Below are 26,680 nucleotides of genomic sequence, written 5' to 3'. Positions count from 1 at the left end.
GGAGGCAGTTGTGCCCGGCCATCCGAATTTTCTGCTAAGCGGCGACAAACCTATGGCCTGTCACCTTCTGATTCAGCGAGCGGTTTTGATCTCGGTTTCTACAAACACCACTTCATGCTCACTGGCGTTGACCACATTGTGCTTAACGCCGGCGCTGCGAAAATAAGCCTGCCCGGCAACCAGGGTCGCGTACTTGTCGCCCTCGGGTGTTTCCAGCAACAGGGTGCCCGCGGTCATGGGCACCACGACATAGTCGTAACCGTGGCAGTGCAGCCCGGTCTCGGTGCCCGGCGCAAAGCGCCACTCAGTAACGATAACCTGCTCGTTATCGACCTGCACCGTGGCCACGGCCTGAGCCCGGTCGCCCATTAGTCAATGCTCTGCAGGGCTTGGCCGACCGCGTCGAATACGCGGTCGAGGTCTTCGGCCTTGGCATTGAAGGTTGGCCCAAACTGCAGGGTATCGCCACCAAAGCGTACATAGAAACCGGCTTTCCACAGCGCCATGCCCGCCTCGAACGGACGAATCACTGCATCGCCATCACGCGGGGCCAACTGGATTGCACCGGCCAGACCGCAGTTACGAATGTCGATGATGTGCTTGCTACCTTTCAGGCCATGCAGCGCATTGGCGAAGTGCGGCTCGATCTCGGCAGCTTGCTGCACCAGGTTTTCACGCTTGAGCAGTTCCAGCGAAGCCAGACCCGCGGCGCAGGCAACCGGGTGCGCCGAGTAGGTGTAACCGTGGCTGAACTCGACCATGTGCTCTGGCGATGGCTGGTTCATGAAGGTCTGGTAAATCTCTTTCGAGGCAATCACCGCGCCCAGGGGCACCGCGCCGTTGGTGATCTGCTTGGCGGTGTTCATGATGTCCGGCGTGACACCGAAGTACTCAGCGCCAGTCCACTTGCCCATGCGGCCGAAAGCGGTAATGACTTCGTCGAACATCAACAGGATGTTGTGCTGGGTGCAGATTTCACGCAGGCGCTGCAGGTAGCCAACAGGTGGCACGATGACACCGGCCGAGCCGGACATCGGCTCAACGATGACCGCCGCAATGTTGGACGCGTCGTGCAGCTCAATCAGCTTGAGCAATTCGTTGGCCAGCTCAACGCCACCCGTCTCAGCCATGCCCTTGGTGTAAGCCATGCCGGCTTGCAGGGTGTGCGGCAGATGATCGACGTCCATGAACTGGCCGTACATTTTACGGTTGCCGTTGATCCCGCCGAGGCTGGTACCGGCAATGTTCACACCGTGATAGCCACGTGCGCGGCCGATAAATTTGGTCTTGGCCGGCTGACCTTTCAGGCGCCAGTAAGCCTTGGCCATTTTCACAGCCGTATCGGCGCACTCGGAGCCCGAGCTGGTGAAGAACACATGGTCCAGACCTTCCGGCGTCAGCTCAGCCAGTTGTTCGGCAAGCTGGAACGACAGCGGATGGCCGTACTGAAAGCCCGGCGAGTAATCGAGGGTGCCCAACTGCTTGGCCACCGCTTCCTGAATTTCCTTGCGCGAGTGACCCGCACCACATGTCCACAAACCCGAAAGGCTGTCGTAGATCTTGCGACCCTGATCATCCTTCAACCAGCTGCCTTCGGCAGACACGATAAAACGCGGGTCACGATGGAAGTTGCGGTTAGCGGAGAACGGCATCCAGTGAGCGTCCAGCTTGAGCTGGCTGGCGATTGATGGCGTAGCAGTCTGGGGCATATTCATGGTGCAGCCTCGCGAGGAAGACAATGTTCTTGTTGAAGGACTCTTGCCAGTAAAGGTGCCACGCGGATAAAGTCAGTAAAACCAAACTCTTCTTATCTTTAGTTAAGCGCATACTAAACAATGAGCACACGCCGCCCCGAACCGTTGGCCCAAGTCAGTGATTTTGATATCCGCCTGCTGAAACTGTTCCGCAGCGTGGTCGACTGTGGCGGCTTTTCTGCCGCAGAAAGTGTGCTGGGCATCGGTCGTTCGGCGATCAGCCAACAGATGAGTGACCTCGAACAACGCCTCGGCTTTCGCCTGTGCCAACGCGGGCGCGCCGGGTTTGCGCTGACCGAAGAGGGCCGCGAAGTTTTCCGCTCGACCGAGCAACTATTGGCGGCGCTCGAAAGTTTTCGTACCGAGGTCAACGGCCTGCACCAAAACCTGCGCGGCGAGCTGAATATCGGCCTCACCGATAACCTGGTAACGGTACCGCACATGCGCATTACCCACGCCCTCGCCCGCCTCAAGGAACGCGGCCCGGATGTGCGCATACACATTCGTATGACGCCACCCAGTGAGGTCGAACAGGGTGTGCTCGACGGTCGCCTGCACATTGGCGTGGTGCCGCAGGCCAGCTCGTTGTCCGGCCTTGAGTACCAACCGCTGTATGACGAACGTTCTTTGCTGTATTGCGCGGTCGGCCATCCGCTGTTTTACGTGGACGACACCAAACTCGATGACGAGCGCCTGAATGCGCAAGACGCCATTGCCCCGACCTTTCGCTTGCCGCCGGACATTCAGGGCCATTACCAACAACTCAATTGCACCGCCAGCGCCTCGGATCGCGAGGGCATGGCCTTCCTGATTCTGACCGGACGCTATATCGGCTACCTGCCCGACCATTACGCAGCGCCATGGGTACAGCAAGGCCGGTTGCGTGCACTCAAGGCCGACTCGCGCTTCTATGAACTCAATCTGGCGGCGGTAACCCGCAAAGGCCGGCGTCCGCACCTGGTACTTGAAAGCTTTCTTGAAGTGCTCGACGAAACCAGCAACCTGAGCTGAGCCACGCCGTATCAAGCCGATAAAAAGCGCAGAACGGCTGTTAGTAACAACCCGTAACAACCAAGCCGTTAGATCGGCGCAGCAGGATGCGCCGGTCTATGCTCGAGGGGTTATTGTTTAACCCTGACTCTCGCACGTTTTCATCGCCAAGGAGGCGCCATGTCCAGTCGTCGTCGATTTATCCAGAACAGCGCCACCCTGCTCGGGCTCGCGGCTTGCACCCCGCTGTTGAGCAACGCCGTATTTGCCGACGACCTGAGCCAGCTGCTGAAACGTGAAATCCCCTCCTCCGGTGAAAAGCTGCCGGTCATTGGCCTTGGCACTTCGCGCACATTCGATGTCGGCCTGGACGATGCCAGCCTCAAAGAGCTGGACGGCGTGATGCGTACATTCATCAACGGCGGCGCCAAGCTGATAGATACCGCCCCCAGTTACGGTAATTCCGAGGCGGCCACGGGGTCTTTGCTCAAACGAACCGGCACGCACGGCAAGGCGTTTCTGGCGACCAAGATTTCCGCCACTGGCCGTGACCAAGGGCTTGTCCAGTTCCAGCACAGCCAGAAGGTGCTCCACCGCCAAACCATCGACTTGCTTCAAGTGCATAACTTGCGTGACACCAACACCCAACTCAAGCTGATGCGCGAACTCAAGGAGCAAGGGCTGGTGCGCTATATCGGCGTAACCCATTATCTGGACTCGGCTCACGACGATTTGCTTGCGGTGCTGGCGCGCGAGAAGCTCGACTTCGTCCAGTTCAACTACTCACTGGGTGAGCGCAATGCCGAGAAGCGCCTGCTGCCGTATTGCGCCGATAACGGCATCGCCACACTGATCAACCGGCCGTTCATGCGCGGTGAATTGTTGCGGCGGATCAAAGGCCAGCCGTTACCGGAATGGGCGATTGAAGTCGATGCCACTTCATGGGCGCAACTGTTGCTCAAGTTCATTCTTTCCAACCCTGCCGCAACCGTGGTGATACCGGCCACATCGACTCCGCGTTACATGGCCGACAACATCAAGGCCGGTATGGGCCGTCTGCCAGATGAGCGCAATCGCCAGCGAATTATTCAAGCGTTTTCCTGATTTGCAGGCCGGATAGATGATTAACGCGGCGCCGCGACTGGCCAAGGCAATTAACGCCGAAGCCAATGAGCTGGTGGCGGCCTTATGCGGTTTCAGCCTGTTTCTCTGCCTGTTCTGCGGCTATTTCATGCTTCGCCCAATCCGCGAAACCATGGGCATCGTCGGCGGTGTGGATAACTTGCAGTGGCTGTTCAGCGCCACATTCGTGCTGATGCTGATCGCCGTGCCGCTATTCGCCTGGCTCAACTCTAACGTGCCGCGTGAGCGTTACATCGACTGGGTCTACGCATTTTTCATCAGCAATCTGCTGATCTTCGCCAGCTTATTCAGCCAGCTGCAACACGATGTGTGGCTAGCCCGCAGCTTTTACGTCTGGCTGTCGGTCTACAACCTGTTCGTGGTCTCCGTGGCATGGAGCCTGATGAGCGATGTGTTCGACAGCCAGCAAGCCAAGCGGTTGTTTGCCTTTATCGCCGCCGGTGCCAGTTGCGGCGGCTTGCTCGGCCCAGCATTAGGCGCGCTGCTGATCGGCTGGCTCGGCGAGAGTGGCCTGATGCTCTGCGCCGCAACCTTGCTGGCCACCGCGCTGTTGGCCAAGCGTTACCTGATGAGCTGGCGCAGCCAAGGCGGCGCAGGACGCCCCGGCGCTGTGAGCGATGAAAGCCCGAAACGCCCAGTTCTCGGCAATCCTTTCAGCGGGTTTAGCCTGGTGGCCCGCTCGCCGTATTTGTTGGCGATCAGCGTATTTGTGATTCTTTTGGCGACAGCCAGTACGTTTTTGTACATCGAGCAGGCGCGACTGGTCGCCGAAACATTCCCCACCCGCGCGCAGCAAGTGCGGGTGTTTGGCTTGATCGACTTCACCGTGCAGGCGTTATCACTGATCGCGCAGCTTTTCATCACCGGGCGCATCGCACAGCGCTTCGGCATTCGCGCGCTGCTCGCCAGCGTACCTTTGCTGGTGTGTCTGGGCTTTATCGGTCTGGCCCTGGCACCTACATTCGCCATGCTTGCCGCGCTGATGATTGTGCGCAGAGTCGGTGAATACGCCTGCGTAAGGCCGGGCCGTGAAATGCTCTTTGCACCGCTCGATGCGCAAACCAAGTACAAGGCCAAGAACTTCATCGACACCGTGGTTTACCGCGCCGGCGATGCGGCCAGCGCCTGGGCCAAGACCCTGATCGACAGCCTGAGCAACGGTGTGTGGGTTGCAGCAATAGCAGGCGCAGTCTGCGCCGCCATTTGGGCCGCACTCGGTTGGTACCTGGGCGGCCAACGCGAGCAAATCAAACCGCGCAGTGATGAGAGCAGCGTTTAAGTATCGGGCACCGGCAGACGAGTTGGCGACAGCTCCAGCCGATCAGGCAGCGCTCGGTTGGCAATCCGCCAGCGTCGCTTGCCGCCAGGATCAAACTTGGCCCAAGCTGGCCAAGGCGCTCAAACACAAGCCTTTGCGCTGCGCACCAAGCGACAAAAGCGTGCGACGCCATCGCAACACGCACCAGTAAAGTGCGTTATTCACCGGTAAGTTCGGCTGGCCATTTTTTTCTGACTGCAGAGCTTGTCACGCCCGCGGCACTGGGGTATCTCTGCACTCGTTGCCAGACAAAAGCGAAGCCGTCATGACCTTTGAAGTTCCAGCGCACAGAACGAATACCCCGGGCAAACCCGCAGGCCGTATTCGTCAGAAAAACGAAGAAGCCATCATTCTTGCAGCCGAAGAAGAATTCGCGCGCCATGGTTTCAAAGGCACCAGCATGAATACCATCGCGCAGAATGTCGGCCTGCCAAAAGCCAACCTGCATTACTACTTCAACAACAAGCTCGGCCTGTATCTGGCCGTGCTCAGTAATATCCTCGAACTCTGGGACAGCACCTTCAACAGCCTCACGGTTGATGATGATCCGGCACTGGCACTGAGCCGTTACATACGCGCCAAAATGGAATTCTCAAGGCGATATCCGAAGGCCTCGCGGATTTTTGCGATGGAGGTGATCAGCGGCGGCGAGTATCTCTCGCAATACTTCGATCAGGACTATCTGGTCTGGTTCAAAGGCCGTGCGCAGGTATTCGAGGCGTGGATAGCCGCTGGAAAAATGGACCCGGTAGATCCGGTTCACCTGATATTTTTGCTCTGGAGCAGCACGCAACACTACGCGGACTTCGCCTCTCAGGTGTGCCGCGTGACCGGCCGCAGCAAGCTCACCAAGCAGGACTTCGACAGCGCCACGCAAAACCTAATCACCATTATTCTCAAGGGCTGCGGCCTCAAGACAACTGCCGAGTGACACTCAACGCCAATGCCTTTCACCCTGCTCCAGCCTTGCGAGTACAGCGAGGAAATCCGTAAAAGCCGCTTCGTTGCCTACGCCGCCCCCGTCACCAGCGCCGAACAGGCGCAAGCGTTTATCAGCCAGCACAGCGATGCCAGCGCCTCGCATAACTGCTGGGCCTGGAAGGTCGGCCAGCAATATCGTTTCAGTGACGACGGCGAGCCCGGCGGAACCGCAGGCCGGCCGATTCTCAGCGCAATTGAAGGCCAGGATTGCGATCAGGTCGCAGTGCTGGTGATTCGCTGGTACGGCGGCATCCAGCTGGGTACTGGCGGCCTAGCCCGCGCCTACGGCGGCAGCGCAAACAAGTGCCTGCAGGCCGCCGAGCGCATAGAGCTGGTCAAGCGCACGCAGTGCAGTTGCCATTGTCACTTCAGCGAACTGGCGCTGTTCAAATCCCGCCTGCAGGATGACCCGGACTTCGTACTGGAAAGCGAAACATTCGATGCCGAAGGCGCCACCCTGCAACTGGCCGTGGCCGATGCCCGCGTCGATGAACTGGCTATACTGCTGGCTGATATCAGCCGAGGTCGCGCCGTTCTGCAACGCCAATGAAACCCTGCCTGCTGCTGTTGCTCGCTTTCGCCCTGCCCCTGCGCGCAGAGGTACAGCAGCAACTTGAGCAAACACCCTACATTGCCTGGGGCACGAGCCAGCCAACGCTCGGCGCCGTGCTGCGTAGCGCTACGCCGATTACGTTTGGCGGGCAGCGCTTCATCGGATATACCCGCTGGGACATCAATTGGCGTTTCTTTTGGTATCAGCAAAGCAACGGCCGCTGCCAGATACGCCATCCCGTGACCCGCCTGAATGCACAAATGACCCTGCCCGACCTGCGTGGCGGCAACAGCCAGATACATGCTCAGTTCGACCAATATTTACGCGCGCTGAAACGACATGAAATGGGCCATTACGCCATCGCTCAGGCCGCCGCCAACGCCATCGACGAGCGCCTGCAAACGCTGCCCGAACAAGTCGATTGCAACACTTTGCAGCGGGTGGCCAATGAACAGGCGCAAGGCATTCTTGAGCACTACAGGCAACAGGAATTCGACTACGACCTGCAAACCGGCCATGGCATATCGCAGGGCGCGGTACTGCCTGACTAACGCGTGAAACTTTGTCCAAACGCCAACCCGTCATGCAGGCGCACCACACTGGCCAACAAGCGCACCAAATCGGTGCCAAATTGACATCACCAGGCAGGCAGTCGAAAATTTAACCGCGCCGGTGCAGGTTTCTGACTTACTGGCCAAGTTTTTGCTTATAAAGCGCACGTTGTCATTTAGAGTCACTGCCCATGTCCGTTTCCCCCGAATCTTTGCGCCTGCAGATGCGCGGCATCAGCAAGCGCTACCCCGGCTGTCTGGCCAACGATCGCATTGATCTGAACATTCAGCCGGGCGAAATCCACGCCCTGCTGGGTGAAAACGGCGCTGGCAAAAGCACCCTGATGAAAATCATCTACGGCGTTACCCAGCCCGACAGCGGTGAAATTGTCTGGCGCGGCAAGCCGGTGAAGATGCGCAACCCGGCAATGGCACGCAGCCTCGGCATCGGCATGGTGTTCCAACACTTCTCGCTGTTTGAAACCCTGACAGTGGCCGAGAACATTGCGCTGGCCATGGGCCGCGCCGCGGGTACGCCCAAGCAACTTGAAGGGCGTATTCGCGAGGTTTCGCAGCGCTACGGCATGGCGCTTGAACCAGAGCGTCTGGTTCACAGTTTGTCGATTGGCGAACGTCAGCGCGTCGAGATCGTACGATGTCTGATGCAGGACATCGAACTACTGATTCTTGATGAGCCGACCTCAGTGCTCACCCCGCAAGAAGCCGACGAGTTGTTCGCTACCCTGCGCCGGCTCGCTGCCGAGGGTTGCAGCATCTTGTTTATCAGCCACAAGCTCGGTGAAGTGCGCGCGCTTTGCCACGGCGCCACGGTATTACGCGGCGGCAAGGTCTCTGGCCACTGCGTGCCCCGTGACTGCAGCGACCTGGAACTGGCGCGGCTGATGGTGGGCGATGCAGAAGGCCTTGAAAGTACCTACGCCAAGGTTCAGGGCGGCGAGCACTTTCTGCAGGTGAACGATCTTAGCTGGGAAAACGCCGACCCGTTTGGTACCTCGTTGCGCGCCATCAACCTTGAAGTGCGCAGCGGTGAAATTGTGGGGATCGCCGGGGTGGCCGGGAATGGTCAGGACGAACTGCTGGCAATGCTCAGCGGCGAACAGTTGCTGCACAAGCGCGATGCCGCGAGCATTCGCTTTGCCGGTGCGCCAGTTGCCAACCTGCGCCCCGATGCCCGGCGCAAACTCGGGCTGGCCTTTGTGCCGGCCGAGCGTTTGGGGCATGGCGCGGTGCCAGAAATGAGCCTGAGCGACAACGCCCTGCTCACTGCTTTTCAGCAAGGGCTGGTGAGCAATGGCCTGATCAAGCGCAACAAGGTTGTGGCCTTCGCCGAAGAAATCATCCGCCGCTTCGCAGTCAAGACGCCGGACGCAGAAACCCCAGCCGGGAGTTTGTCCGGCGGCAACCTGCAAAAATTCATTCTCGGCCGCGAGATCATGCAAAAACCCAAATTGCTGGTCGCCGCACACCCGACCTGGGGTGTTGATGTGGGCGCAGCCGCCGCGATTCACCGCGCCCTGATCGCCCTGCGCGATGCTGGCGCGGCGATTCTGGTGATCTCCGAAGACCTCGACGAACTGTTCCAGATCTGCGACCGCATCGGCGCATTGAGCAGCGGCAAACTCAGCGCACTGACCGATACCCCAAGCACCTGCCAAGTTGAAGTGGGCCGCTGGATGGCCGGTGAATTCGGCGCCAATCCTTCCCCTATTGATCAGGCCGCAGCTAACCCTGCCCCGCTGAGCTGACGGAGTTTTTATGTTGTTATCCCTCGAACCCCGCGGCCAGCAATCGCGCGCGATGCTCTGGTTATCACCGGTGCTGGCAGCCGTACTGACGCTCATCAGCGGTTCGCTGCTGTTTCTGGCACTCGGCCACGATCCGCTGGAAACCCTGCACACCTTGTTAATCGCACCGCTGAGCGACTGGTACGGCGTCTCCGAACTGCTGGTTAAAGCCCTGCCGATTCTGCTCTGTGCGCTGGGCCTGGCGGTGGCGTATCAGGCGCGCATCTGGAACATCGGCGCAGAAGGTCAACTGCTGATCGGCGCACTCGCCGGCAGCGCGGTGGCGATCAATATCATCGACTGGGAAAGCCAATGGGCACTGGCGCTGGTCATCATCAGCGGGATTTTTGCGGGCGCGGCGTGGGGCGGTTTAACCGCCTGGCTGCGCACACAATTCAACGCCAATGAAATCCTCACCAGCATCATGCTCAACTACATCGCGCTGAACCTGTTGCTGTTCTTCGTCCACGGTGCGCTGAAAGACCCGGCGGGTTACAACTTCCCCGAGTCCGCCATGTTCGGCGATGCCAGCCGTCTGCCGGTACTCAGCGAAGACGGCCGGGTGCATGCCGGTTTGTACTTCGCCTTGCTGGCGTTGGTGGCGGTGTGGGTATTGCTGCACAAGAGCTTTCTCGGCTTTCAGGTAAAAGTGCTCGGGCTGGACCGCCGCGCTGCGGGTTTTGTTGGCTTTCGCGAGAAGCGTCTGGTCTGGTTCGCCCTGCTGGTCAGTGGCGGCCTGGCCGGGCTTGCCGGAGTGGGTGAAGTGGCTGGCCCAATCGGCCAGTTGGTGCCGCAGGTTTCCCCCGGTTATGGCTACGCAGCAATCACCGTGGCCTTCCTCGGCCGTTTGAATCCAATTGGCATTGTGTTCTCCAGTTTGCTCATGGCGCTGCTGTATCTGGGCGGGGAGAACGCGCAGATGAACATGAACCTGCCGCAGGCAATCACTCAGCTATTCCAAGGCATGATGCTGTTCTTCCTGCTCGCCTGCGACGTGCTGATCATGTATCGCCCACGGCTCAAGGCCGGTCTGTTCAAACGCTCATCAGCCGCGGTTAGCAACGAGGCGGCGGTATGAATCTTCTTCTCTCTCTGGCCCGTATTTGCAAGGTTCAAGCGCATGGATATTGATCTGCTGACTAACATTTTCTACGCCATGGTGCGCACGGGCACGCCTCTGCTTCTGGTCGCGCTCGGTGAACTGGTGTGCGAGAAGAGCGGCGTGCTCAATCTGGGCCAGGAAGGCATGATGCTGTTCGGCGCGGTAATCGGCTTTATCGTTGCCTTCAGCACCGGCAGCCTCTGGCTCGGCGTGCTGCTGGCGATTGCAGCAGGCATGTTGCTTTCACTGCTGTTCGCGATTGTGGCGCTGGGTTTCAACGCCAATCAGGTCGCCACTGGCCTTGCATTAACCATCTTCGGCGTGGGCCTCTCAACGTTCGCCGGGGCGGCCTGGGTGGGCAAACCACTCACTGGTTTTGAGCCGATTGCCTTGCCGTATCTCAGTGATATCCCGCTCATCGGGCGCATGCTGTTTGCGCAGGATCTGCTGGTGTATCTGTCGTTTGCGCTGTTTGCGCTGGTGGCGTGGGTGATGCTGAAAACCCGTATCGGCCTGATCATTCAGGCTGTCGGAGAAAACCCCGACGCCGCCAGCGCCATGGGCTTGCCGGTATTGCGTGTGCGCACGCTGGCAGTCATGTTCGGCGGGGCGATGGCCGGTTTGGCCGGCGGTTACCTGTCGCTGGCATACACGCCGATGTGGGCAGAAAACATGACCGCCGGGCGTGGCTGGATTGCTCTGGCGCTGGTCGTTTTTGCCAGCTGGCGGGTGTTCCGTGTGTTGCTCGGCGCCTACCTATTTGGCCTGGCCAGCATTGTCCATCTGGTTGCTCAGGGCATCGGTATTTCAGTATCGAGCAACCTGCTGGCGATGCTGCCGTATGTGGCGACCATTGTGGTGTTGGTGCTGCTCTCGCGTGACGCGATCAAGACTCGCCTGTTTGCTCCGGTTTCACTCGGCAAGCCCTGGCAGTCGGGGCACTGATCAGTCGCCATGGCAATTACAGACCGCCACGTATGGCCCATCTGAATCACTGAGTTGAGCGGTTGGGCGTGGTGTCAGTCACCCGCCCAAGCCATGCAGATAAACAGCCATACGTAAGTTGGTTTGACGCGTTACAAGCCGTTTGCATATTCGGCCTGTAACCGCGCAACATAGTCGCTCCGGATCAACTTGGAGCGACCTATGCAAACTGTCAAAACCGCCCTTATCATCGGCGCCTCCCGCGGGCTTGGGCTTGGTCTGGTCGAGCGACTGCATAGCCTCGGCTGGAACGTCAGCGCCACGGTTCGCAACCCGCAACGCTGCGACGAGCTGCGCGCTATCGATGGGGTCAAAATTGAAACCCTGGATATCGACGACAGCGCCTCAGTTCAGGCACTGGTCAACCAGCTCGACGGCCAGGTGTTTGACCTGATTTTCGTAAACGCCGGGATTCTCGGGCCTGAACACCAGAGCGCAAGCCAGGCGACCCAGGCTGAACTGGGCCAGTTGTTCATGACCAACGTTGTTGCGCCGATTCGCCTCGCCGAAAAACTCGTCTCACAATTGCGCCCTGACACCGGCGTGCTGGCGTTCATGAGTTCGATTCTCGGCAGTGTAACCATGCCCGAAGGCAACGAGATGGCGCTGTACAAAGCCAGCAAGGCCGCACTCAACTCGCTGACCAACACCTTTGTCTGCAGCCTTGAAGGCAATCGACCAACGGTATTGTCGCTGCATCCGGGCTGGGTCAGAACCGCGATGGGCGGGCCGAATGCCGATATTGATGTAGCCACCAGTTGTGCCGGTCTGGTTACCCAGATAGAGCAGTTCAGCGGCAAGGGCGGCCATCACTTCGTTGATTACAAAGGCCAGACTCTGATCTGGTAAATTGCAGCAGACGCAGCCTGCAAAATGCTTCTGAATACCGCCGTCGCGCGTCAGGTCCGGTTGAACTGACGCGCGACGGCGGGTATCTTTAGCGCCGGTCAGATTTTGTCTGACGCACCTGGATCAGCAGACAGGGTTAACACTGAGCTGGCTTACCTGAAAACCCACTCAGAGGCCTGCACATGCCGAGCACCCATATCTGGATCAAAAACCCTCTCGATATTTTCACTGCCAACGATGTTGATGCATCGGGCGGTATCGTTGTCGAGCACGGCATCATCACGGAAATTCTCAAAGCCGGTCAGGAGCCTTCGCGCCCTTGCACTCAGGTCTTTGATGCCCGCGAGCACGTTGTGCTGCCGGGGCTTATCAACACCCATCATCACTTCTATCAGACCCTGACCCGCGCCTGGGGCCCGGTGGTCAATCAGCCGTTGTTTCCATGGCTGAAAACCTTGTATCCGGTCTGGGCACGCCTGACCCCGGAGAAGCTGGCACTGGCCAGTAAAGTGGCGTTGGCCGAATTGCTTCTTTCAGGTTGCAGCACCGCAGCCGACCACCATTATCTGTTTCCCGGCGGCCTGGAAAACGCCATCGACATTCAGGTTGATGTGGTTCGCGAGCTGGGTATGCGGGCAATGCTTACCCGAGGCTCGATGAGTCTGGGCGAAGCCGACGGTGGCTTGCCGCCGCAACAGACCGTGCAGCAAGGCCAGGTGATTCTTGAAGACAGCCAGCGCTTGATCAAGGAGTACCACGAGCGGGGTGATGACGCGCAGGTGCAGATTGCCCTCGCCCCTTGTTCGCCGTTCTCGGTAACGCAGGAAATCATGCGCGAGAGTGCGCAACTGGCCGAGCAAATGGACGTGCGCCTGCACACTCACTTGGCTGAAACACTGGATGAAGAGGAGTTCTGCCTGCAGCGCTTCGGCCTGCGCACGGTCGACTACCTCGACAGCGTCGGCTGGCTGAGTTCGCGTACCTGGCTGGCACATGGCATTCACTTCAATCCGGATGAAATCGCCCGTCTCGGTCAGGCTGGCACCGGCATTTGCCATTGCCCAAGCTCGAACATGCGCCTGGCTTCGGGTATCTGCCCGACTGTCGATCTGGAAGCGGCTGGCGCACCGATTGGTCTGGGCGTTGACGGCTCTGCGTCCAACGATGCCTCGAACATGATTCTGGAAGCGCGTCAGGCCCTGTACATTCAGCGCCTGCGCTTTGGCGCCGAAGCCATTACCCCGGAACGCGCATTGGGTTGGGCAACCAAGGGTTCAGCCAAACTCATAGGACGCAGCGACATTGGCGAGATCGCCGTCGGCAAGCAGGCGGATCTGGCGTTCTTCAAGCTCGACGAGCTGCGTTTCTCCGGCAGCCACGACCCGATCAGCGCCATGCTTCTGTGTGGCTCGGACCGTGCCGACCGCATGATGATCGGCGGCCAGTGGCGCGTAATCGACGGCCAGATCGAAGGCCTCGATGTCGCCCAGTTGATCGCCGATCACCGTCAGGCCGCCAAGGAACTGATCGCCGGCTAAAGAGCTACCGCACCATAAAGAGGCACTGCATCAGCAGCCAGCTGATCAGCCGCACCATCAACGAACCCCGCCTGCGCGGGGTTTGTTGTTTAAGCGAAGCGGCAACACTGAGCTGGGTATTTCTAAGGTGGCGCGGCTCGCTTACAGCCTGCCTTTACGCACGGTTACAGGTTTGCGAAGTAATTACACGGGGTAATTGTCTAGTTGGTCAGTTTTTTGCAGTTGACTTACGGTCAACGTATAACAAGCATAATCACGCCATCACCCAACATTTACGGAGCAACACCCGCTATGCACAAGAAGAGCAAAGGACCCTTGCTGCGCACCCTCGTCGCCGCCCTTGGTTTCAGCGCCGCCATGAGCGCCTCAGCCGCTGACCCGCTGAAAGTCGGCTTCGTCTATATCGGGCCTATCGGCGACCACGGCTGGACTTATCAACACGAGCAAGGCCGCAAGGCGCTCGCGGAGAAACTGGGCGATAAAGTCGAAACCAGCTTCGTTGAAAACGTACCGGAAGGTGCCGATGCCGAACGTGTTATCCGTAACATGGCAAAAGGCGGTTATGACCTGATTTTCTCGACCTCATTCGGCTACATGAACCCAACCGTGAAAGTGGCCAAACAGTTCCCGAAGGTAACCTTCGAACACGCCACCGGTTACAAGCAAGCGAAAAACCTCGGCACTTACCTGTCGCGCTCGTATGAAGGCCGTTATGTCGGTGGCTATCTGGCTGCCAAAATGACCAAATCCAAGGTTGTCGGTTATGTGGCCTCTTTCCCGATTCCGGAAGTGATCCGCGACATCAACTCGATCCAACTGGCACTCGACAAGTACAATCCGGGCACCGAAATCAAAGTGGTCTGGGTCAACTCCTGGTTCGATCCGGGCAAAGAGTCTGACGCGGCCAACGCGCTGATCGACCAAGGCGCAGACGTTATCTTCCAGCACACTGACAGCCCGGCGCCGATCCAGACCGCAGAACGTCGCGGTGTTTACGCTGTTGGTTACGCCTCGGACATGGCCCACTTCGGCCCGAAAGCGGTACTCACCTCGATCGTCAACAACTGGGGCCCGCATTACATCAAGGCCAGCGAAGCGGTCATGGCCGGCACCTGGAAGTCTCAGGATTACTGGGGCGGCCTGGATGACGACACCATTCAACTGCCGATCAGCGACATCGTGCCGGCTGACGTAAAAGCTGAAGCCGAGAAGATTATCGCCAGCATCAAGTCGGGTGAATTTCATCCGTTCACCGGCCCGATCAAGGATCAGAGCGGTGCAGTCAAACTGGCTGACGGTGTAGTGGCGACCAACGCCGAACTGGCGTCGATGAACTACTACGTAGAAAATGTTAAAGCTGAGCTGCCTAAATAACAGCCTAAGTAAAAGATGCACTGGCCCGGCATCCGGTTAACTCCGGGTGCCGGGCCAAGGTGTATCTGCAACTGAACGTGAGAATTGCATGAGCATTGATAAACTGCCCGTTATTGATATCGCCCCGTTGTACGGCAACGACCCGGATGCATCCCTTGCTGTCGCCAACGCCATTGATGCGGCGTGTCGTGAATGGGGATTTTTCTACATCACCGGTCATCCAATCAGCCGTGAGCGTATGAGCTCGCTGCTGGATACCGCCAAAGATTTCTTCGCCCGTCCCGACACCGAAAAGCTCGCCATCGATATTACTCAGAGCGCGCATCACCGGGGCTATGGCGCGATTGCCACCGAGCAACTCGACCCGAGCAAACCCAGCGACCTCAAGGAAACCTTCGACATGGGTTTCCACATGCCCGCCGAGCACCCCGAAGTGCTGGCCGGTAAACCCTTGCGCGGCCCTAATCGCCACCCGGATATCGCCGGTTGGAAAGACCTGATGGAAACCCATTACGTCGATATGCACGAGCTGGCAAAAACCCTGCTGCGCAGCATGACCATCGCCCTGGGCATTGAGCGTGACTTCTTCGATACACGCTTCGAAGAGCCCATCAGCGTGTTCCGCATGATCCACTATCCGCCGCGCCACACTGCGACCAGCGCAGATCAGCAAGGCGCCGGCGCCCATACCGATTACGGCTGCATCACCCTGTTGTTTCAGGATCAAGCCGGTGGCTTGCAGGTGCAGAACATCAACGGCGAATGGATTGATGCACCGCCAATCGCCGATAGCTTCGTGGTGAATCTGGGCGACATGATGGCGCGCTGGAGCAACGACCGTTACAAGTCGACGCCGCACCGGGTCATCAGTCCGCTGGGCGTTGATCGCTATTCGATGCCGTTCTTCGCAGAACCGCATCCGGACACCGAAATCAGCTGCCTGCCCGGCTGCTCGGACGCCAACAACCCGCCGAAATACCCGAGCACCACCAGCGCCGCCTACCTGCTGTCACGCTTTGCCGATACCTACGCCTATCGCCGCGAAGAAGCGTAAATCAAAGCGACCGCAGCCTGAGTAACTCTCACGATACCCAGGCTGCGATCATCGCTTATCCCCCGACAATTACACTCGCCGATTCGCACCAATCCTGACCCAGCGGTTAAACTGTTGCCCGATAAGCCCTGCGATGAGATTTCAATATGTACGAATGGTTAAATGCCCTGCCCAAAGCCGAACTGCACCTGCACCTCGAAGGTTCGCTTGAGCCCGAGCTGCTGTTTGCACTCGCCGAGCGCAACAAGATCGCCCTGCCCTGGACCGACGTAGAGGCATTGCGCAGCGCGTATGCATTTAACAACCTGCAGGAGTTTCTCGACCTTTATTATCAGGGCGCGAATGTGCTGCGCACCGAGCAGGATTTCTACGACCTGACCTGGGCGTATCTGTTGCGCTGCAAGGCGCAGAACGTGATTCATACCGAACCGTTCTTCGACCCGCAAACCCACACCGATCGCGGCGTTCCGTTCGAAGTGGTGGTTAACGGTATCCAGCAGGCGCTCAAGGATGGCCAAGAAAAGCTCGGTATCAGCTACGGCTTGATCCTCAGCTTTCTACGGCATTTGAGCGAAGAGCAAGCCTTTGTCACGCTTGATCAGGCACGGCCATTTCGCGACGCGTTTATTGCCGTAGGCCTCGACAGTTCAGAGATGGGCCATCCGCCGAGCAAGTTCCAGCGGGTATTCGACAAGGCGCGCAGCGAGGGTTATCTGACCGTTGCTCACGCTGGTGAAGAAGGCCCGCCCGAATACATCTGGCAGGCACTGGACCTGCTCAAGATTGAGCGGATTGATCATGGCGTGCGCGCTATTGAAGACGAACGCCTGATGCAGCGCATTATCGACGAGCAAATTCCACTGACAGTCTGCCCGCTGTCGAACACCAAACTGTGCGTGTTCGATGACATGCGCCAACACAACATTCTCGAAATGCTTGAGCGCGGCGTCAAAGTCACCGTCAACTCGGATGATCCGGCCTACTTCGGCGGTTACGTTGGCGAGAATTTCGCCGCGTTGTACGACAGCCTCGGCATGACCGAAGCACAAGCGCGCAAACTGGCGCAGAACAGCCTCGACGCTCGTCTGGCCTAGCGCGCAATCAGGGGGCTCAACGGCCCCCTGAACATTTGCTGGTCACTACTGACCGGGTGACTAACCAACTGGAGCCCGGCTAGCGCGACTCGGGTCTAACTCAGTGCTGGTGCTCGCTGTGCTCAGCCGGCGCGGTTTTTTGCACAGCAACTTCAACTGTTACAGCGCCCGATTTCTCGAAATTAAGGGTTAACGGAAAACGCTCACCGTCCTTCATTTGCCCTTTCAGCTGCATCAGCATGACGTGATAGCCCTTGGGCTCGAAACGCACCTCCCCGCCTGCTGGAACTTCAACGCGTTTAACCTCCTGCATTTTCATCACGCCATCTTCCATGAGGTTTTCGTGCATCTGGGCAAGACCCGCTTGTGGGCTGCTGACCGAGATCAGCGCATCCGCTTCCTTGCCATGGTTTTCCACCACGAAATAGGCCGCAGCAGCCGGCGCAACTGGCGGCATTTCGCGTGACCACGGATGTTCGATGTGCAACTGGCCCGCATCGTATTCATGCGCTGAGGCAAACATGCAGGGAACCATCAATGTCACCAGTAACAACGTTTTCTTCAACATAAACACTCCAAAAGTAAAACGAACCGCCCGCAGCACGGGCGGTTGGCGCCGGCAATCTGCGCCGTTAACCAGCAGGCTACTGGGCCTGCAAGCGGGTGGATGAGTTCATCCGTGAAAGTATCAGCCAATCAATCAATGCGATCAGCAACAATGAGCCGCCCACCAGCGGGAAAGCAATGCCGACCAGCCCCATAATCACCAACCCGGTTTTCCAGCGCGGCAGATCGTGACGCAATGGCGGCACACCCAGACGACCTTGCGGCCGGCGCATCCACCAGATCACCAGACCGCTGATCGCACTGAGCAAAATCATCAGGCACACGGCCAGCATCAGCAACTGATTAGCCAGCCCGAACATCTTGCCTTCATGCAGCATCACCCCGGTTTCTACCGTGCGGGCAACCAGCCCGTAATCGGCCCAGCGAATGTCTGCCAACACTTTACCGCTGTATTGGTCGATGTGCAGAGTTGCATCGTTACGCGGATCGTCGGCGAACACCGCCACGGTGTACACGCCCTTCTCACCCTTGGGCAGAGTCACGCTGTAGCCGGGCGTGACTTTGTGCGCAGTGGCAGTCTCCACCACAGCTTGCAAACTGACCTTTGGCGATGCGTTGGTGGCAGGTGCCTGTGCATGGCCGTTGTGCGCCGCATGCGGATCAGACTCTGGCATTGGCGTGTTCTCAACCGCCCATGCCACGGTTTGCACGGCGCCGTTGTTGAGCGTACGCGCCTCAACATCCGAGGTGGGCACCTCTTCCCACATTGCCGGCGGAAAGTGATTCCAGGCACCGGCAAACTTGGCGCCCCAAAAGCCGGTCCAGGTCATGCCGGTAAGCAGCATGAACAGCAAAAAGATCGAGCCCCAGAAACCCAGCACCGAGTGCACATCGCGCCAGAATGCCCGGCCGCTGTTGGCCATGCGCGGCCACAACAGCGCCGCTTTATTGGCCCCGCGTGGCCACCATAAATACAAGCCGGAAATCACCAGCAAAATGCCCCAGCCCGCCGCCAGTTCCACCAGACGATCGCCGAGCGTGCCGATCATCAACTCGCCGTGAATCTTGCGGGCGATGGCTTGCAGGTTGTCATGCGCGTCCTGAGTTCCCAGCACAGTGTTGCTGTACGGGTCGACAAACACATTGAGCGTTTGCTCACCGTTAGCCAACTCGAACATGGCACTGCGATCAGCCGCCACAGGAGGCATGTATTTACTGATTTGCGCCTGTGGATAAGCTTGCTGCACAGTCGCCATCTGCTGATCGGCCGAAACCATTTCACCGGCCTGTGGCACCTGCATGAGGTCGGCGTACATCAGGTCATCAAGCTGCGGCTTGAACAGGTAGATGATCCCGGTTAACGACAGCATGATCAGAAATGGAATGACGAACAGCCCGGCGTAGAAATGCCAACGCCAAGCCAGGTTATAAAATGAGGGAGTGCTGGTTTTCATTTTGTGGCTCCGGCTAGCGGGTTGTGTGTGTTGTTAGCAACTGCAGGATTGCGTTGATCATGGCTCATAACCGCCACTCCAGACCGGCGAAGACGCTGCGGCCATCGCCTGGTAAAAACTGAGCACTGTCCTGGCCTCGTGCATCCGCAATCACGCCAGTAGTCGCCACATAGGTTTTGTCGGACAGATTGCGTCCCTCAACAAAAAAACCAATGCCTTCGGGCATTTGGTATCCGGCTTTCAAACCCCATATGAAATAACCATCGGCATAGAGTGTTTCTGCCTGGTCGACGTTGTAATGGGTAGGTGCCCACTCGAATGTAGGCCCGGCATACCAACCGGATTGCTGCCACAGCGCTTCCCCTTTGAGGTACTGCTTGGGCATGCCCGCGAGCTGATTGTCGCCGTAGACATCATCGTCATCGAAGTGGAAATCATTGAGCAGGTACTGCCCGCGAAATGTCACCTGAGCCAAGCTGACCGCCGCGCCGAATTCGAGCCCCTGATGGATGGTTCGGTCAGCATTGACGGTGCCCAGCGGATCGCCATTGGCATCGTTCAACGATAGCAGTTCGTCACGAATTTCACTGCGGTACGCCACCAGATCAAGATCCAGATTGTCACGCTGCCAGCGCATCCCCAGCTCGAAGGTATTGGCGCGCTGCGCATCGTTATCGGTAACCACTTGCCCGCCCGTCAACTCGCTGAACGTTGGCGGCTCGAAACTCTGGCTGAAGTTGGCAAAGAACTGCACGCCTTCCGCATAGTCATGACGAACGCCAAGGCGCGCGGTACGGCCGATGTAGGTTTTGCTGAATGACTCGTCCTGAGCCAAACAGAAGCCGCTGACAAAGGCATTGCACTGCAAGCGGTCGTCTACGTCACGCTCCTGATGCAACCACGCGAGGCCGCCAATAACAGCCCAGTCCTTGGCCACCGGCATTTCCAGCTCGGCAAAGGCATTGAAGTTGTTTGCGCTCTGTTGCAGCTCATTAACTTTGCGCCCGGCATGGCCGGACATGTTGATTGAGCGCGTGTCATCGCTCCTGCCTTCACTGGCCTCCACACCGCCCAGCCAGCGCCAACCGTCATGATTGCTCCAGGTGTGCGTAAGGCGTATGCCATAGTCTTCGCTGTCGACATCCAGCACCTGAAAAATCGGGTGCCACAGCGATTTCTCGCTGTAGAAGGTCGACAGATGCAACGCATGGCCATCATCGAGTTGCAGGGTTGAGATGTTGCCAATCCGGTCCAGGTTCAGATCGCGTTTTTGATCGCCCGATAAACTGCTGGCTGAAGCCTGCTCGGGGTCGTCTCTGAGTTGAGCCTGAGTCAAACTGCCCGGCAGTTCGGAGTCGGACTCAACATGGGTCAGGTAGAAGCGCGTGGCAATACGGTCATTGATACGCCCGCCGATATTGGCAAATACCCGCTGGTTGTCCTGATCGGAGTGATCGCGGTAGCCGTCCTGCGCCGAGTCCGACAAGCTGACAACGCCATCCCAATCACCAAAGTCTTGCGCAAAAGCACCGTACAACCGGTGATAGCCAAAACTACCGCCCTCATAGCGCAGGTCTAACGGGGCTGCGGTTTTACCCGTTGGGGTGACAAAGTTCACCGCGCCGCCGAGATTAGCCGCGCCGTAGCGCCACGCATTGGCCCCACGCAAGACCTCGACCCGACTGACTGCAAGTGGCTCAATGGTCTGAAAATCAAAGCTGCCGTCCGCCAGATTGACCGGCGCGCCATCCTGCATCAACAGCAATCCACGGCCATGAAAGGTACGCTGCAGACCAGAACCGCGAATCGATAAACGCGCCTCATCCGAGCCGAAGCGCGGCTGCACAAAAACGCCGGTGGCCAAGCCAAGTGCATCCTGGAAGGTGCTGCTACGACCCGTTTTATAGGTTTGTGCATCAATCACCGAGGCGCCGCCCGGCACCTTGGCAAACTCTTCGCGCTTTTCGCTGAGTGTTGCGGCCGTTGGATCAGACTGCCATTGCCCTTTGACCGTCTCATCCGCCAACTCGACAGGTTCATCAACGGCGCTGACCATTTGGCACACGCCCAGGGCGCAGGCGCCCCAGAGACTCTTTTTAATTCTTTGCATGTGTAACTCCCCATCCCGCAAAGAGCCGGCCAGTCAGCCGGACAATGTTGCGAAAAGCTCAGACACTGCACGCCAGAGCACGAAGCTCTGAACGCAGTTAATCTGGATATTTTTTATGGTCTATTCGCAACGGCGCAGCGTTGCTGGCATCCATTGCAGCGATGGATCATGCAAATAGCGGGGAGGCGCGGGGATTGGCCGAGGGCCATAAATAGCGGACAGCTTTGCCAAATAGCAGAGGTGGTTTCAGCGCGGGTTGGCGACCGGAGGCGAACAGCCCAAGTACACCGAAGAAGGCGGCGAGCGCCAAGCCGACAAAGGTTGAGCACATGGAGCAACCAAAGCCGCCAGCAGGATTGATCAGCGGAGTGCCTGAGCCTTGCAGGTCGAAACCAGAGCCAGAATTGCCGCTGGCTGAGCAGTACGCTCCGTCTATTCCGCTGAGCTGCAGGCCGGTCATCTGGCCATGCCCGATACTGCAAGCGAGCGCACTGAACAGCACGCTGATGTACAGCATCCAGGCCAGAAGAACTCGATCAGAGCGGGCAATTTTCATGACGCGGGACTTTAACACTCAGAGGTTGGAGAGCAAGCAAAGGTCTTGAGGCAGTTTGTCGCACTCACAAAGCAATGCTAGCTCGGCATTTTCAAGATTGCCACATGCGAAAAGTTTGTAGTTTGCTCCGGGCGCCGCGCGTCGTACGCCGGGCGCCTACCACCTTGCCGCGGAGACCTGCGATATAACCTTGAGTTCTCGCCAAGTTCGCGCTTGTTGCCAATGGCGCTAACCAACCGACGATTGCCTGATGAATGTCAGTGAAAGTTCACAGTGTCTTACTACACTAGCTCAACCGAACTCAGGAGGTGCTCAACATGAATATCGCTATCCGTACCGAGAAGAAACCTGAAAGCTCCTGCTGGCAGGTCTTTGTAGACCAGCAAGCGATTCCCTTTCGCAGCGAAGCCGAGGCCCGCCAGTTCGTAACCACGCTTGAAGCACGCGTGCGCGCTCCTCACTGGCTGCCGGAGCAGAAAATCGCGGGGTAAATCCCGCTCAAACCGGGTGCCCCGCACGCAGTTCTGCCCAGCGGGTAAAGCGCGAACACAGCGCTGCCAAAAGCCCACACCCGCAGATCACAGTTGCCATCGGCATCGCCGTGCCATCATGCAGCACACCCACCATTGCCGCCGCGCTGGCGGCAATGCCAAATTGCAGACTCCCTAACAACGCCGAAGCACTCCCCGCATGGCTGCCCTGCCCGGCCATGGCGCTGGCCGTGGAGTTGGGTAAAAGAATCCCCAGGCAGGATATGCAGCCAAACAGCGGCAACAGAATCGGCCACAACGCGGCTGGCGCCGAACTGGCAACAGCAAGCAAGGCAGCGCCACACGCCAGATAGAACAGCACGACTCTGCGCACCCAGTAACTCGGATTACGCTTGGCCAATAGCCAGGAGTTAAGCTGCGCGACCAGAATAAAGCCGCCCGCGTTAATCCCGAAAACCCAGCCGTAATGCTCGGGCGGTATGTCGTACAGATCGATGAACACGAACGGCGAGCCGGCGATGTAGGCGAACATACCCGCAATCGACAAGCCGCCCGTCAGCGCATAGCCCATAAACGGCAGGTCTTTGAACAAGTGCAGGTAATTGCCAATAGCGCCGCTCAGCGGAGCGGGCTTGGCGTCGGCTGCCAAGGTTTCCGGCAGCCAGCGCGCCACCGCCAAACCACTGAGCACGCTGAATGCGCATAGGCAGAAAAAGATCGACTGCCAGCCAAGTGTCGCCAGCATCGCGCCGCCCAGTATCGGTGCCAGAATCGGCGCCAGGCCCATGACCAGCATCAACTGCGAAAACACTTTGGCCGAGGCAATCGGGTCGCACAGGTCGCGCACCACGGCCCGTGAAATCACCATGCCAGCGCAGCCACCTAAGGCTTGGATGAAGCGCGCGGCAATCAACCATTCAAGGCTTGGTGCCATCGCGCAGGCCAACGAACCCAACGTGAAAAGGGTTATCCCGACCAGCAGCGGCTTGCGCCGGCCAAAGCGGTCGGCCAATGGTCCATAGAGCAATTGGCCGATAGCCAGGCCGATGAAGTACACCGCCAGCGACACTTGCACGTGCTCGATATCGGTTGAGAAAGCTGCCGCTATCGCCGGAAAACTTGGCAGGTAGAAGTCGATTGCCAATGGCCCGAATGCACTCAAAGCGCCAAGGATCAGCAGTGTTCGCAGGTTCATGGGGTGGCTCGCAAAAGGGTTTCTTAAAAACGACAACGCCGCCTTGAGTTAAGGCGGCGTTGTTTTACCGGGCAATCACTCTATGTGATCGACTGCTGGTTTGTCTGTTTTTCGCTTGCTGAGTTTATCGCCCCACGACTCAACCAACATAAAGAACATGGGAATCAGGAATGTCGCCAGCAAAGTGGCTGCGAGCATGCCGCCGATGACCCCGGTACCAATCGAGTGACGACTGGCTGAACCCGCACCACTGCTGATAGCCAGCGGCACAACACCCAGGATGAACGCCAGCGAGGTCATCACAATCGGCCGGAAACGCAGGCGTGCAGCCTCCAGTGCCGACTCGAATATGCCCTTGCCTTCACGGCGCAGCATCACCGCGAACTCGACAATCAGAATCGCGTTCTTCGCCGCCAGACCGATCAGTGTCACCAAGCCGACCTGGAAGTAGACATCATTCTCGATGCCACGCAGCCACACCGCCAGAATGGCCCCGAATACCGCGAACGGTACGGCCGTGACCACCGCCAACGGCAGTGTCCAGCGCTCGTACTGGGCGGCCAGAATCAGGAACACCATGATCATACCGAAGATGAACGCGAGGCTACCCGAACCCTGAGTCGCCAGTTCCTGATAAGCCGAGCCGGTCCAGCCGATGGAGTATTCCGTGCCCAGCACCTTGTCTGCGACTTCCTGCACCGCTTGCAGGGCCTGGCCCGAGCTGTAGCCCGGCGCTGGCCCGCCGAGAATCTTCGCCGACGGATACACGTTGAAACGTGCATAGGTATCCGGCCCGAGAATACGCTCGACACTTACCAGAGTCGCCAACGACACCAGCTCGCCGGTGGTCGATGAACGTACGTACACCTGCGACAAGTCTTCCGGCTTGCGGCGGAACTCGGACTCAGCTTGCAGGCTCACCTGCCAGGTACGCCCATACAGGCTGAAGTCGTTGACGTAGTAGCTGCCAAACGTTGACTGCATCGCAGTGAACACATCACTGATCGACACGCCCAGAGAACGGGCCTTGGTGCGATCAAGGTCGATGTAGTACTGCGGTACGTTGGCGTTGAAAGTGGTCTGAATATTTGCAAGCTCAGGACGTTTCTTCGCCTCGGCAATCAGCTCGTTCGCCTTGGCAGCCAACTGTTCAGTGGTCCCACCGGAGCGATCCTGAATGTAACCCTCGAAACCACCGGTGGTGCTCATGCCGGTAATCGGCGGCGGGTTGAACGTGGCAACCACGCCATCCTTCTGGCTCGCGCCCATGCCCATGTAGTCATAGATCAGGTTACGTGCGTCCAGCTCTGGCGTATCACGCTCTTTCCAGTCATTGAGGGTGATGAACGACACACCGGCGTTGCTGCGCGTGCCCATGGTCAGGATGTCGAAACCGGAAAAGGTCACCACGTCTTTAACTTCGGGGCGATCCATTAACTGCTGCGTCACATCGCCGGTCAGTTTTTCGGTGCGCGTTAGCGACGCGGCGGCCGGCAGGAAGTAGGCATTGAGCACATAGCCCTGATCTTCATCTGGCACCAGCGAGGTTGGCACCCGGCCAAACAACACCACCATCAGCGCAATCATGCCGCCAAACAGCACCAGGCCCATCAACGAGCGCTTGAGGAAGAAGCGAACACCAGCGGTATAACCGTCGGTAATTTTGTCGAATACCCGGTTGAACCAACGGAACGGTGCCGCCGGTTCGTGATGGCCGGGCTTGAGCAGCAAGGCGCAAAGTGCCGGGCTCAATGTGAGTGCGACGATGCCCGAGATCACCACCGAAACGGCAATGGTAATCGCAAACTGTTTATACATTTGTCCTGCCAGCCCCCCGAGGAAGCCGACCGGAATAAATACCGCACAGAGCACCAGCACGATGGCGACGATAGGGCCCGTCACCTCTTCCATCGCCTTGATGGTGGCCTCTTTCGGTCCGATCTTGTCCGTCGCCATGACCCGCTCGACGTTCTCGATCACCACAATCGCATCGTCCACCACGATACCGATTGCCAGTACCAGACCGAACAACGTCAACAGGTTGATCGAGAAGCCCAGCGCATACATGCCGGCAAAGGTACCGATTAGCGACACAGGAATCGCCAGCACCGGAATCAGCGTGGCGCGCCAGTTCTGCAGGAAGATGAACACCACCAGAACCACCAGCACCAGCGCTTCAACGAAGGTGTGGATAACTTCTTCAATCGATACTTTTACGAACGTGGTGGTGTCGTATGGAATCTTGTATTCCATGCCGTCCGGGAACTTGGTCGACAAACGTTCCATGGTCTTGTTGACCGCCTCAGCGGTGTCCAGTGCGTTCGCGCCTGGTTGCAGATACACACCGAAAGCGGCGTTCTGCTGGCCATTGAGCGAGGTCACCAGCGAGTAATCCTGTGCGCCCAATTCAATCCGGGCAACGTCTTTCAGGCGCAGGCTGGCGCCAGTCTCATCAGAACGCAGGATGATGTTTTCGAACTCTTCAGGGTCAGTAAAACGGCCCTGAGTGGTCACGGTGTAGGTGAAGTCGAGCTTCTGCTTGAGCGGCTGCTGACCAAAACTACCGGCGGCAAACTGCGAGTTCTGCTCGCGGATGGCGTTGACCACATCCGTTGGCGTCAGGTTGTACTGCGCCAGCTTGTCGGGGCTCAGCCAGATACGCATCGAGTAATCTTGCGAGCCAAACTGGGTGACGTCACCCACGCCCGGCAGACGCTTCAATTCGTCGATAACGTTGATCAGCGCGTAGTTACTGATAAACACCGGGTCACGTGAGTCATCCGGCGAGAACAGGGTGACAACCTGGAGAATGTCCGAAGACTTTTTCTCAACGTTTACCCCCTGACGACGCACCTCTTCCGGCAGCTTGGCCAGTGCGGCCTGCACCCGGTTGTTAACGTCGATGGTGGCCTGATCCGGATCACGTCCGACATCGAAGTACACCGCCAAACGCATGGTGTTACCACCCGAGTTCGACTGCTGATAAATCATCCCTTCAACGCCGTTGATCTCTTGTTCCAACGGCGCCGCAACGGTTTCAGCAATTACCTGGGCACTCGCCCCCGAGTAGGTAGCGGTCACCGATACCTGAGGCGGAAGAATCTGCGGATACTGCGCAACTGGCAACGCGCGCATGGCCATAAGGCCGGCGAGCACGATTACCACCGAGATGACCGATGAGAACACCGGCCTTTCAATAAAGAAGCGTGAGATCACC

23 protein-coding genes are annotated in these 26,680 nt (G+C 58.3%); 15 read left to right on the top strand and 8 right to left on the bottom strand.

The window, feature by feature from the left end; translation table 11 throughout:
• Nucleotides 1-72: 72 nt before the first annotated feature.
• Together FEZ62_RS14005 and FEZ62_RS14000 are read right to left on the bottom strand one after the other, a co-directional pair.
• Nucleotides 73-369 (bottom strand): cupin domain-containing protein, encoded by a 297-nt coding sequence (locus FEZ62_RS14005; RefSeq protein WP_069899632.1) that lies wholly within the window; start codon nt 367-369, stop codon nt 73-75.
• Entirely contained in the window at nt 369-1,715 is a 1,347-nt protein-coding gene (locus FEZ62_RS14000) for an aspartate aminotransferase family protein (RefSeq protein WP_172928293.1), read from the bottom strand. The genes FEZ62_RS14005 and FEZ62_RS14000 overlap by 1 nt, the downstream gene beginning before the upstream one ends.
• A 120-nt stretch (nt 1,716-1,835) precedes the next feature.
• Here FEZ62_RS14000 and FEZ62_RS13995 point away from each other — a divergent pair, with 120 nt between their 5' ends.
• The 14 genes from FEZ62_RS13995 to FEZ62_RS13930 all read left to right on the top strand — a co-directional run bounded on the left by FEZ62_RS13995 (nt 1,836) and on the right by FEZ62_RS13930 (nt 17,090).
• Entirely contained in the window at nt 1,836-2,765 is a 930-nt protein-coding gene (locus FEZ62_RS13995) for a LysR family transcriptional regulator (protein ID WP_150547488.1), read from the top strand.
• A 159-nt stretch (nt 2,766-2,924) separates the two neighbouring features.
• Nucleotides 2,925-3,848 carry an aldo/keto reductase gene (locus FEZ62_RS13990; RefSeq protein ID WP_172928291.1) on the top strand — a complete coding sequence of 308 codons (924 nt, stop codon included), beginning with the start codon at nt 2,925-2,927 and terminating at the stop codon, nt 3,846-3,848.
• Between the two features lie 16 nt (nt 3,849-3,864).
• The gene (locus FEZ62_RS13985) at nt 3,865-5,166 is read left to right on the top strand and encodes an MFS transporter (RefSeq protein WP_172928289.1); all 1,302 of its coding nucleotides are present in this window, start codon (nt 3,865-3,867) and stop codon (nt 5,164-5,166) included.
• 304 nt (nt 5,167-5,470) lie between these two features.
• The gene (locus FEZ62_RS13980; protein ID WP_172928288.1) at nt 5,471-6,136 is read left to right on the top strand and encodes a TetR/AcrR family transcriptional regulator; all 666 of its coding nucleotides are present in this window, start codon (nt 5,471-5,473) and stop codon (nt 6,134-6,136) included.
• A gap of 12 nt (nt 6,137-6,148) precedes the next feature.
• Nucleotides 6,149-6,736, top strand: coding sequence for a YigZ family protein (locus FEZ62_RS13975; protein ID WP_172928286.1), 588 nt, complete (start codon nt 6,149-6,151; stop codon nt 6,734-6,736).
• Nucleotides 6,733-7,290 carry a DUF922 domain-containing protein gene (locus FEZ62_RS13970; RefSeq protein ID WP_172928284.1) on the top strand — a complete coding sequence of 186 codons (558 nt, stop codon included), beginning with the start codon at nt 6,733-6,735 and terminating at the stop codon, nt 7,288-7,290. The genes FEZ62_RS13975 and FEZ62_RS13970 overlap by 4 nt, the downstream gene beginning before the upstream one ends.
• Before the next feature lie 191 nt (nt 7,291-7,481).
• A complete protein-coding gene (locus tag FEZ62_RS13965; protein ID WP_172928282.1) occupies nt 7,482-9,056 on the top strand; it encodes an ABC transporter ATP-binding protein in 1,575 nt (524 codons plus the stop codon).
• A gap of 10 nt (nt 9,057-9,066) precedes the next feature.
• Nucleotides 9,067-10,173, top strand: coding sequence for an ABC transporter permease (locus FEZ62_RS13960; protein WP_172928280.1), 1,107 nt, complete (start codon nt 9,067-9,069; stop codon nt 10,171-10,173).
• Nucleotides 10,174-10,215: 42 nt separating this feature from the next.
• A complete protein-coding gene (locus FEZ62_RS13955) occupies nt 10,216-11,142 on the top strand; it encodes an ABC transporter permease (RefSeq protein ID WP_150547495.1) in 927 nt (308 codons plus the stop codon).
• 201 nt (nt 11,143-11,343) lie between these two features.
• Nucleotides 11,344-12,030 (top strand): SDR family oxidoreductase, encoded by a 687-nt coding sequence (locus tag FEZ62_RS13950; protein ID WP_172928278.1) that lies wholly within the window; start codon nt 11,344-11,346, stop codon nt 12,028-12,030.
• Between the two features lie 182 nt (nt 12,031-12,212).
• On the top strand, nt 12,213-13,568 hold the full coding sequence (locus FEZ62_RS13945; RefSeq protein WP_172928275.1) for an 8-oxoguanine deaminase: 1,356 nt from the start codon (nt 12,213-12,215) through the stop codon (nt 13,566-13,568).
• A 291-nt stretch (nt 13,569-13,859) separates the two neighbouring features.
• Nucleotides 13,860-14,942 carry a BMP family ABC transporter substrate-binding protein gene (locus tag FEZ62_RS13940; RefSeq protein ID WP_069899645.1) on the top strand — a complete coding sequence of 361 codons (1,083 nt, stop codon included), beginning with the start codon at nt 13,860-13,862 and terminating at the stop codon, nt 14,940-14,942.
• Nucleotides 14,943-15,036: 94 nt separating this feature from the next.
• Nucleotides 15,037-15,996 (top strand): 2-oxoglutarate and iron-dependent oxygenase domain-containing protein, encoded by a 960-nt coding sequence (locus FEZ62_RS13935; RefSeq protein WP_172928787.1) that lies wholly within the window; start codon nt 15,037-15,039, stop codon nt 15,994-15,996.
• A 146-nt stretch (nt 15,997-16,142) separates the two neighbouring features.
• A complete protein-coding gene (locus FEZ62_RS13930; protein ID WP_172928273.1) occupies nt 16,143-17,090 on the top strand; it encodes an adenosine deaminase in 948 nt (315 codons plus the stop codon).
• Between the two features lie 100 nt (nt 17,091-17,190).
• Here FEZ62_RS13930 and FEZ62_RS13925 read toward each other — a convergent pair whose 3' ends face one another.
• From FEZ62_RS13925 to FEZ62_RS13910, 4 genes are all read right to left on the bottom strand, one after another.
• Entirely contained in the window at nt 17,191-17,658 is a 468-nt protein-coding gene (locus FEZ62_RS13925; protein ID WP_172928271.1) for a copper chaperone PCu(A)C, read from the bottom strand.
• A 76-nt stretch (nt 17,659-17,734) separates the two neighbouring features.
• Nucleotides 17,735-19,111 carry a PepSY domain-containing protein gene (locus tag FEZ62_RS13920; RefSeq protein ID WP_172928269.1) on the bottom strand — a complete coding sequence of 459 codons (1,377 nt, stop codon included), beginning with the start codon at nt 19,109-19,111 and terminating at the stop codon, nt 17,735-17,737.
• A 64-nt stretch (nt 19,112-19,175) separates the two neighbouring features.
• Entirely contained in the window at nt 19,176-21,221 is a 2,046-nt protein-coding gene (locus FEZ62_RS13915) for a TonB-dependent receptor (protein ID WP_242454957.1), read from the bottom strand.
• Between the two features lie 166 nt (nt 21,222-21,387).
• The gene (locus FEZ62_RS13910; RefSeq protein WP_172928267.1) at nt 21,388-21,777 is read right to left on the bottom strand and encodes a DUF2946 domain-containing protein; all 390 of its coding nucleotides are present in this window, start codon (nt 21,775-21,777) and stop codon (nt 21,388-21,390) included.
• 317 nt (nt 21,778-22,094) lie between these two features.
• On the opposite strand from FEZ62_RS13910, the gene FEZ62_RS13905 reads away from it, so the two are divergent.
• Complete coding sequence (locus FEZ62_RS13905; protein ID WP_090509100.1) at nt 22,095-22,268, top strand: hypothetical protein; 174 nt, start codon at nt 22,095-22,097, stop codon at nt 22,266-22,268.
• Between the two features lie 7 nt (nt 22,269-22,275).
• Here the strand turns inward: FEZ62_RS13905 and FEZ62_RS13900 are convergent, their stop codons facing one another.
• Together FEZ62_RS13900 and FEZ62_RS13895 are read right to left on the bottom strand one after the other, a co-directional pair.
• Complete coding sequence (locus FEZ62_RS13900; RefSeq protein WP_090509101.1) at nt 22,276-23,463, bottom strand: multidrug effflux MFS transporter; 1,188 nt, start codon at nt 23,461-23,463, stop codon at nt 22,276-22,278.
• Nucleotides 23,464-23,538: 75 nt separating this feature from the next.
• Nucleotides 23,539-26,679: an efflux RND transporter permease subunit gene (locus tag FEZ62_RS13895; protein WP_345940447.1), complete on the bottom strand. Its 3,141-nt coding sequence runs from the start codon at nt 26,677-26,679 to the stop codon at nt 23,539-23,541.
• Nucleotide 26,680: the final 1 nt, after the last annotated feature.

This window comes from Pseudomonas sp. MS19, from assembly GCF_013277615.1.
GTDB lineage: Bacteria > Pseudomonadota > Gammaproteobacteria > Pseudomonadales > Pseudomonadaceae > Aquipseudomonas > Aquipseudomonas marincola.
The sequence above is the reverse complement of the archived record's forward strand: the minus strand, read 5'-3'. Positions and strand labels throughout refer to the sequence as shown.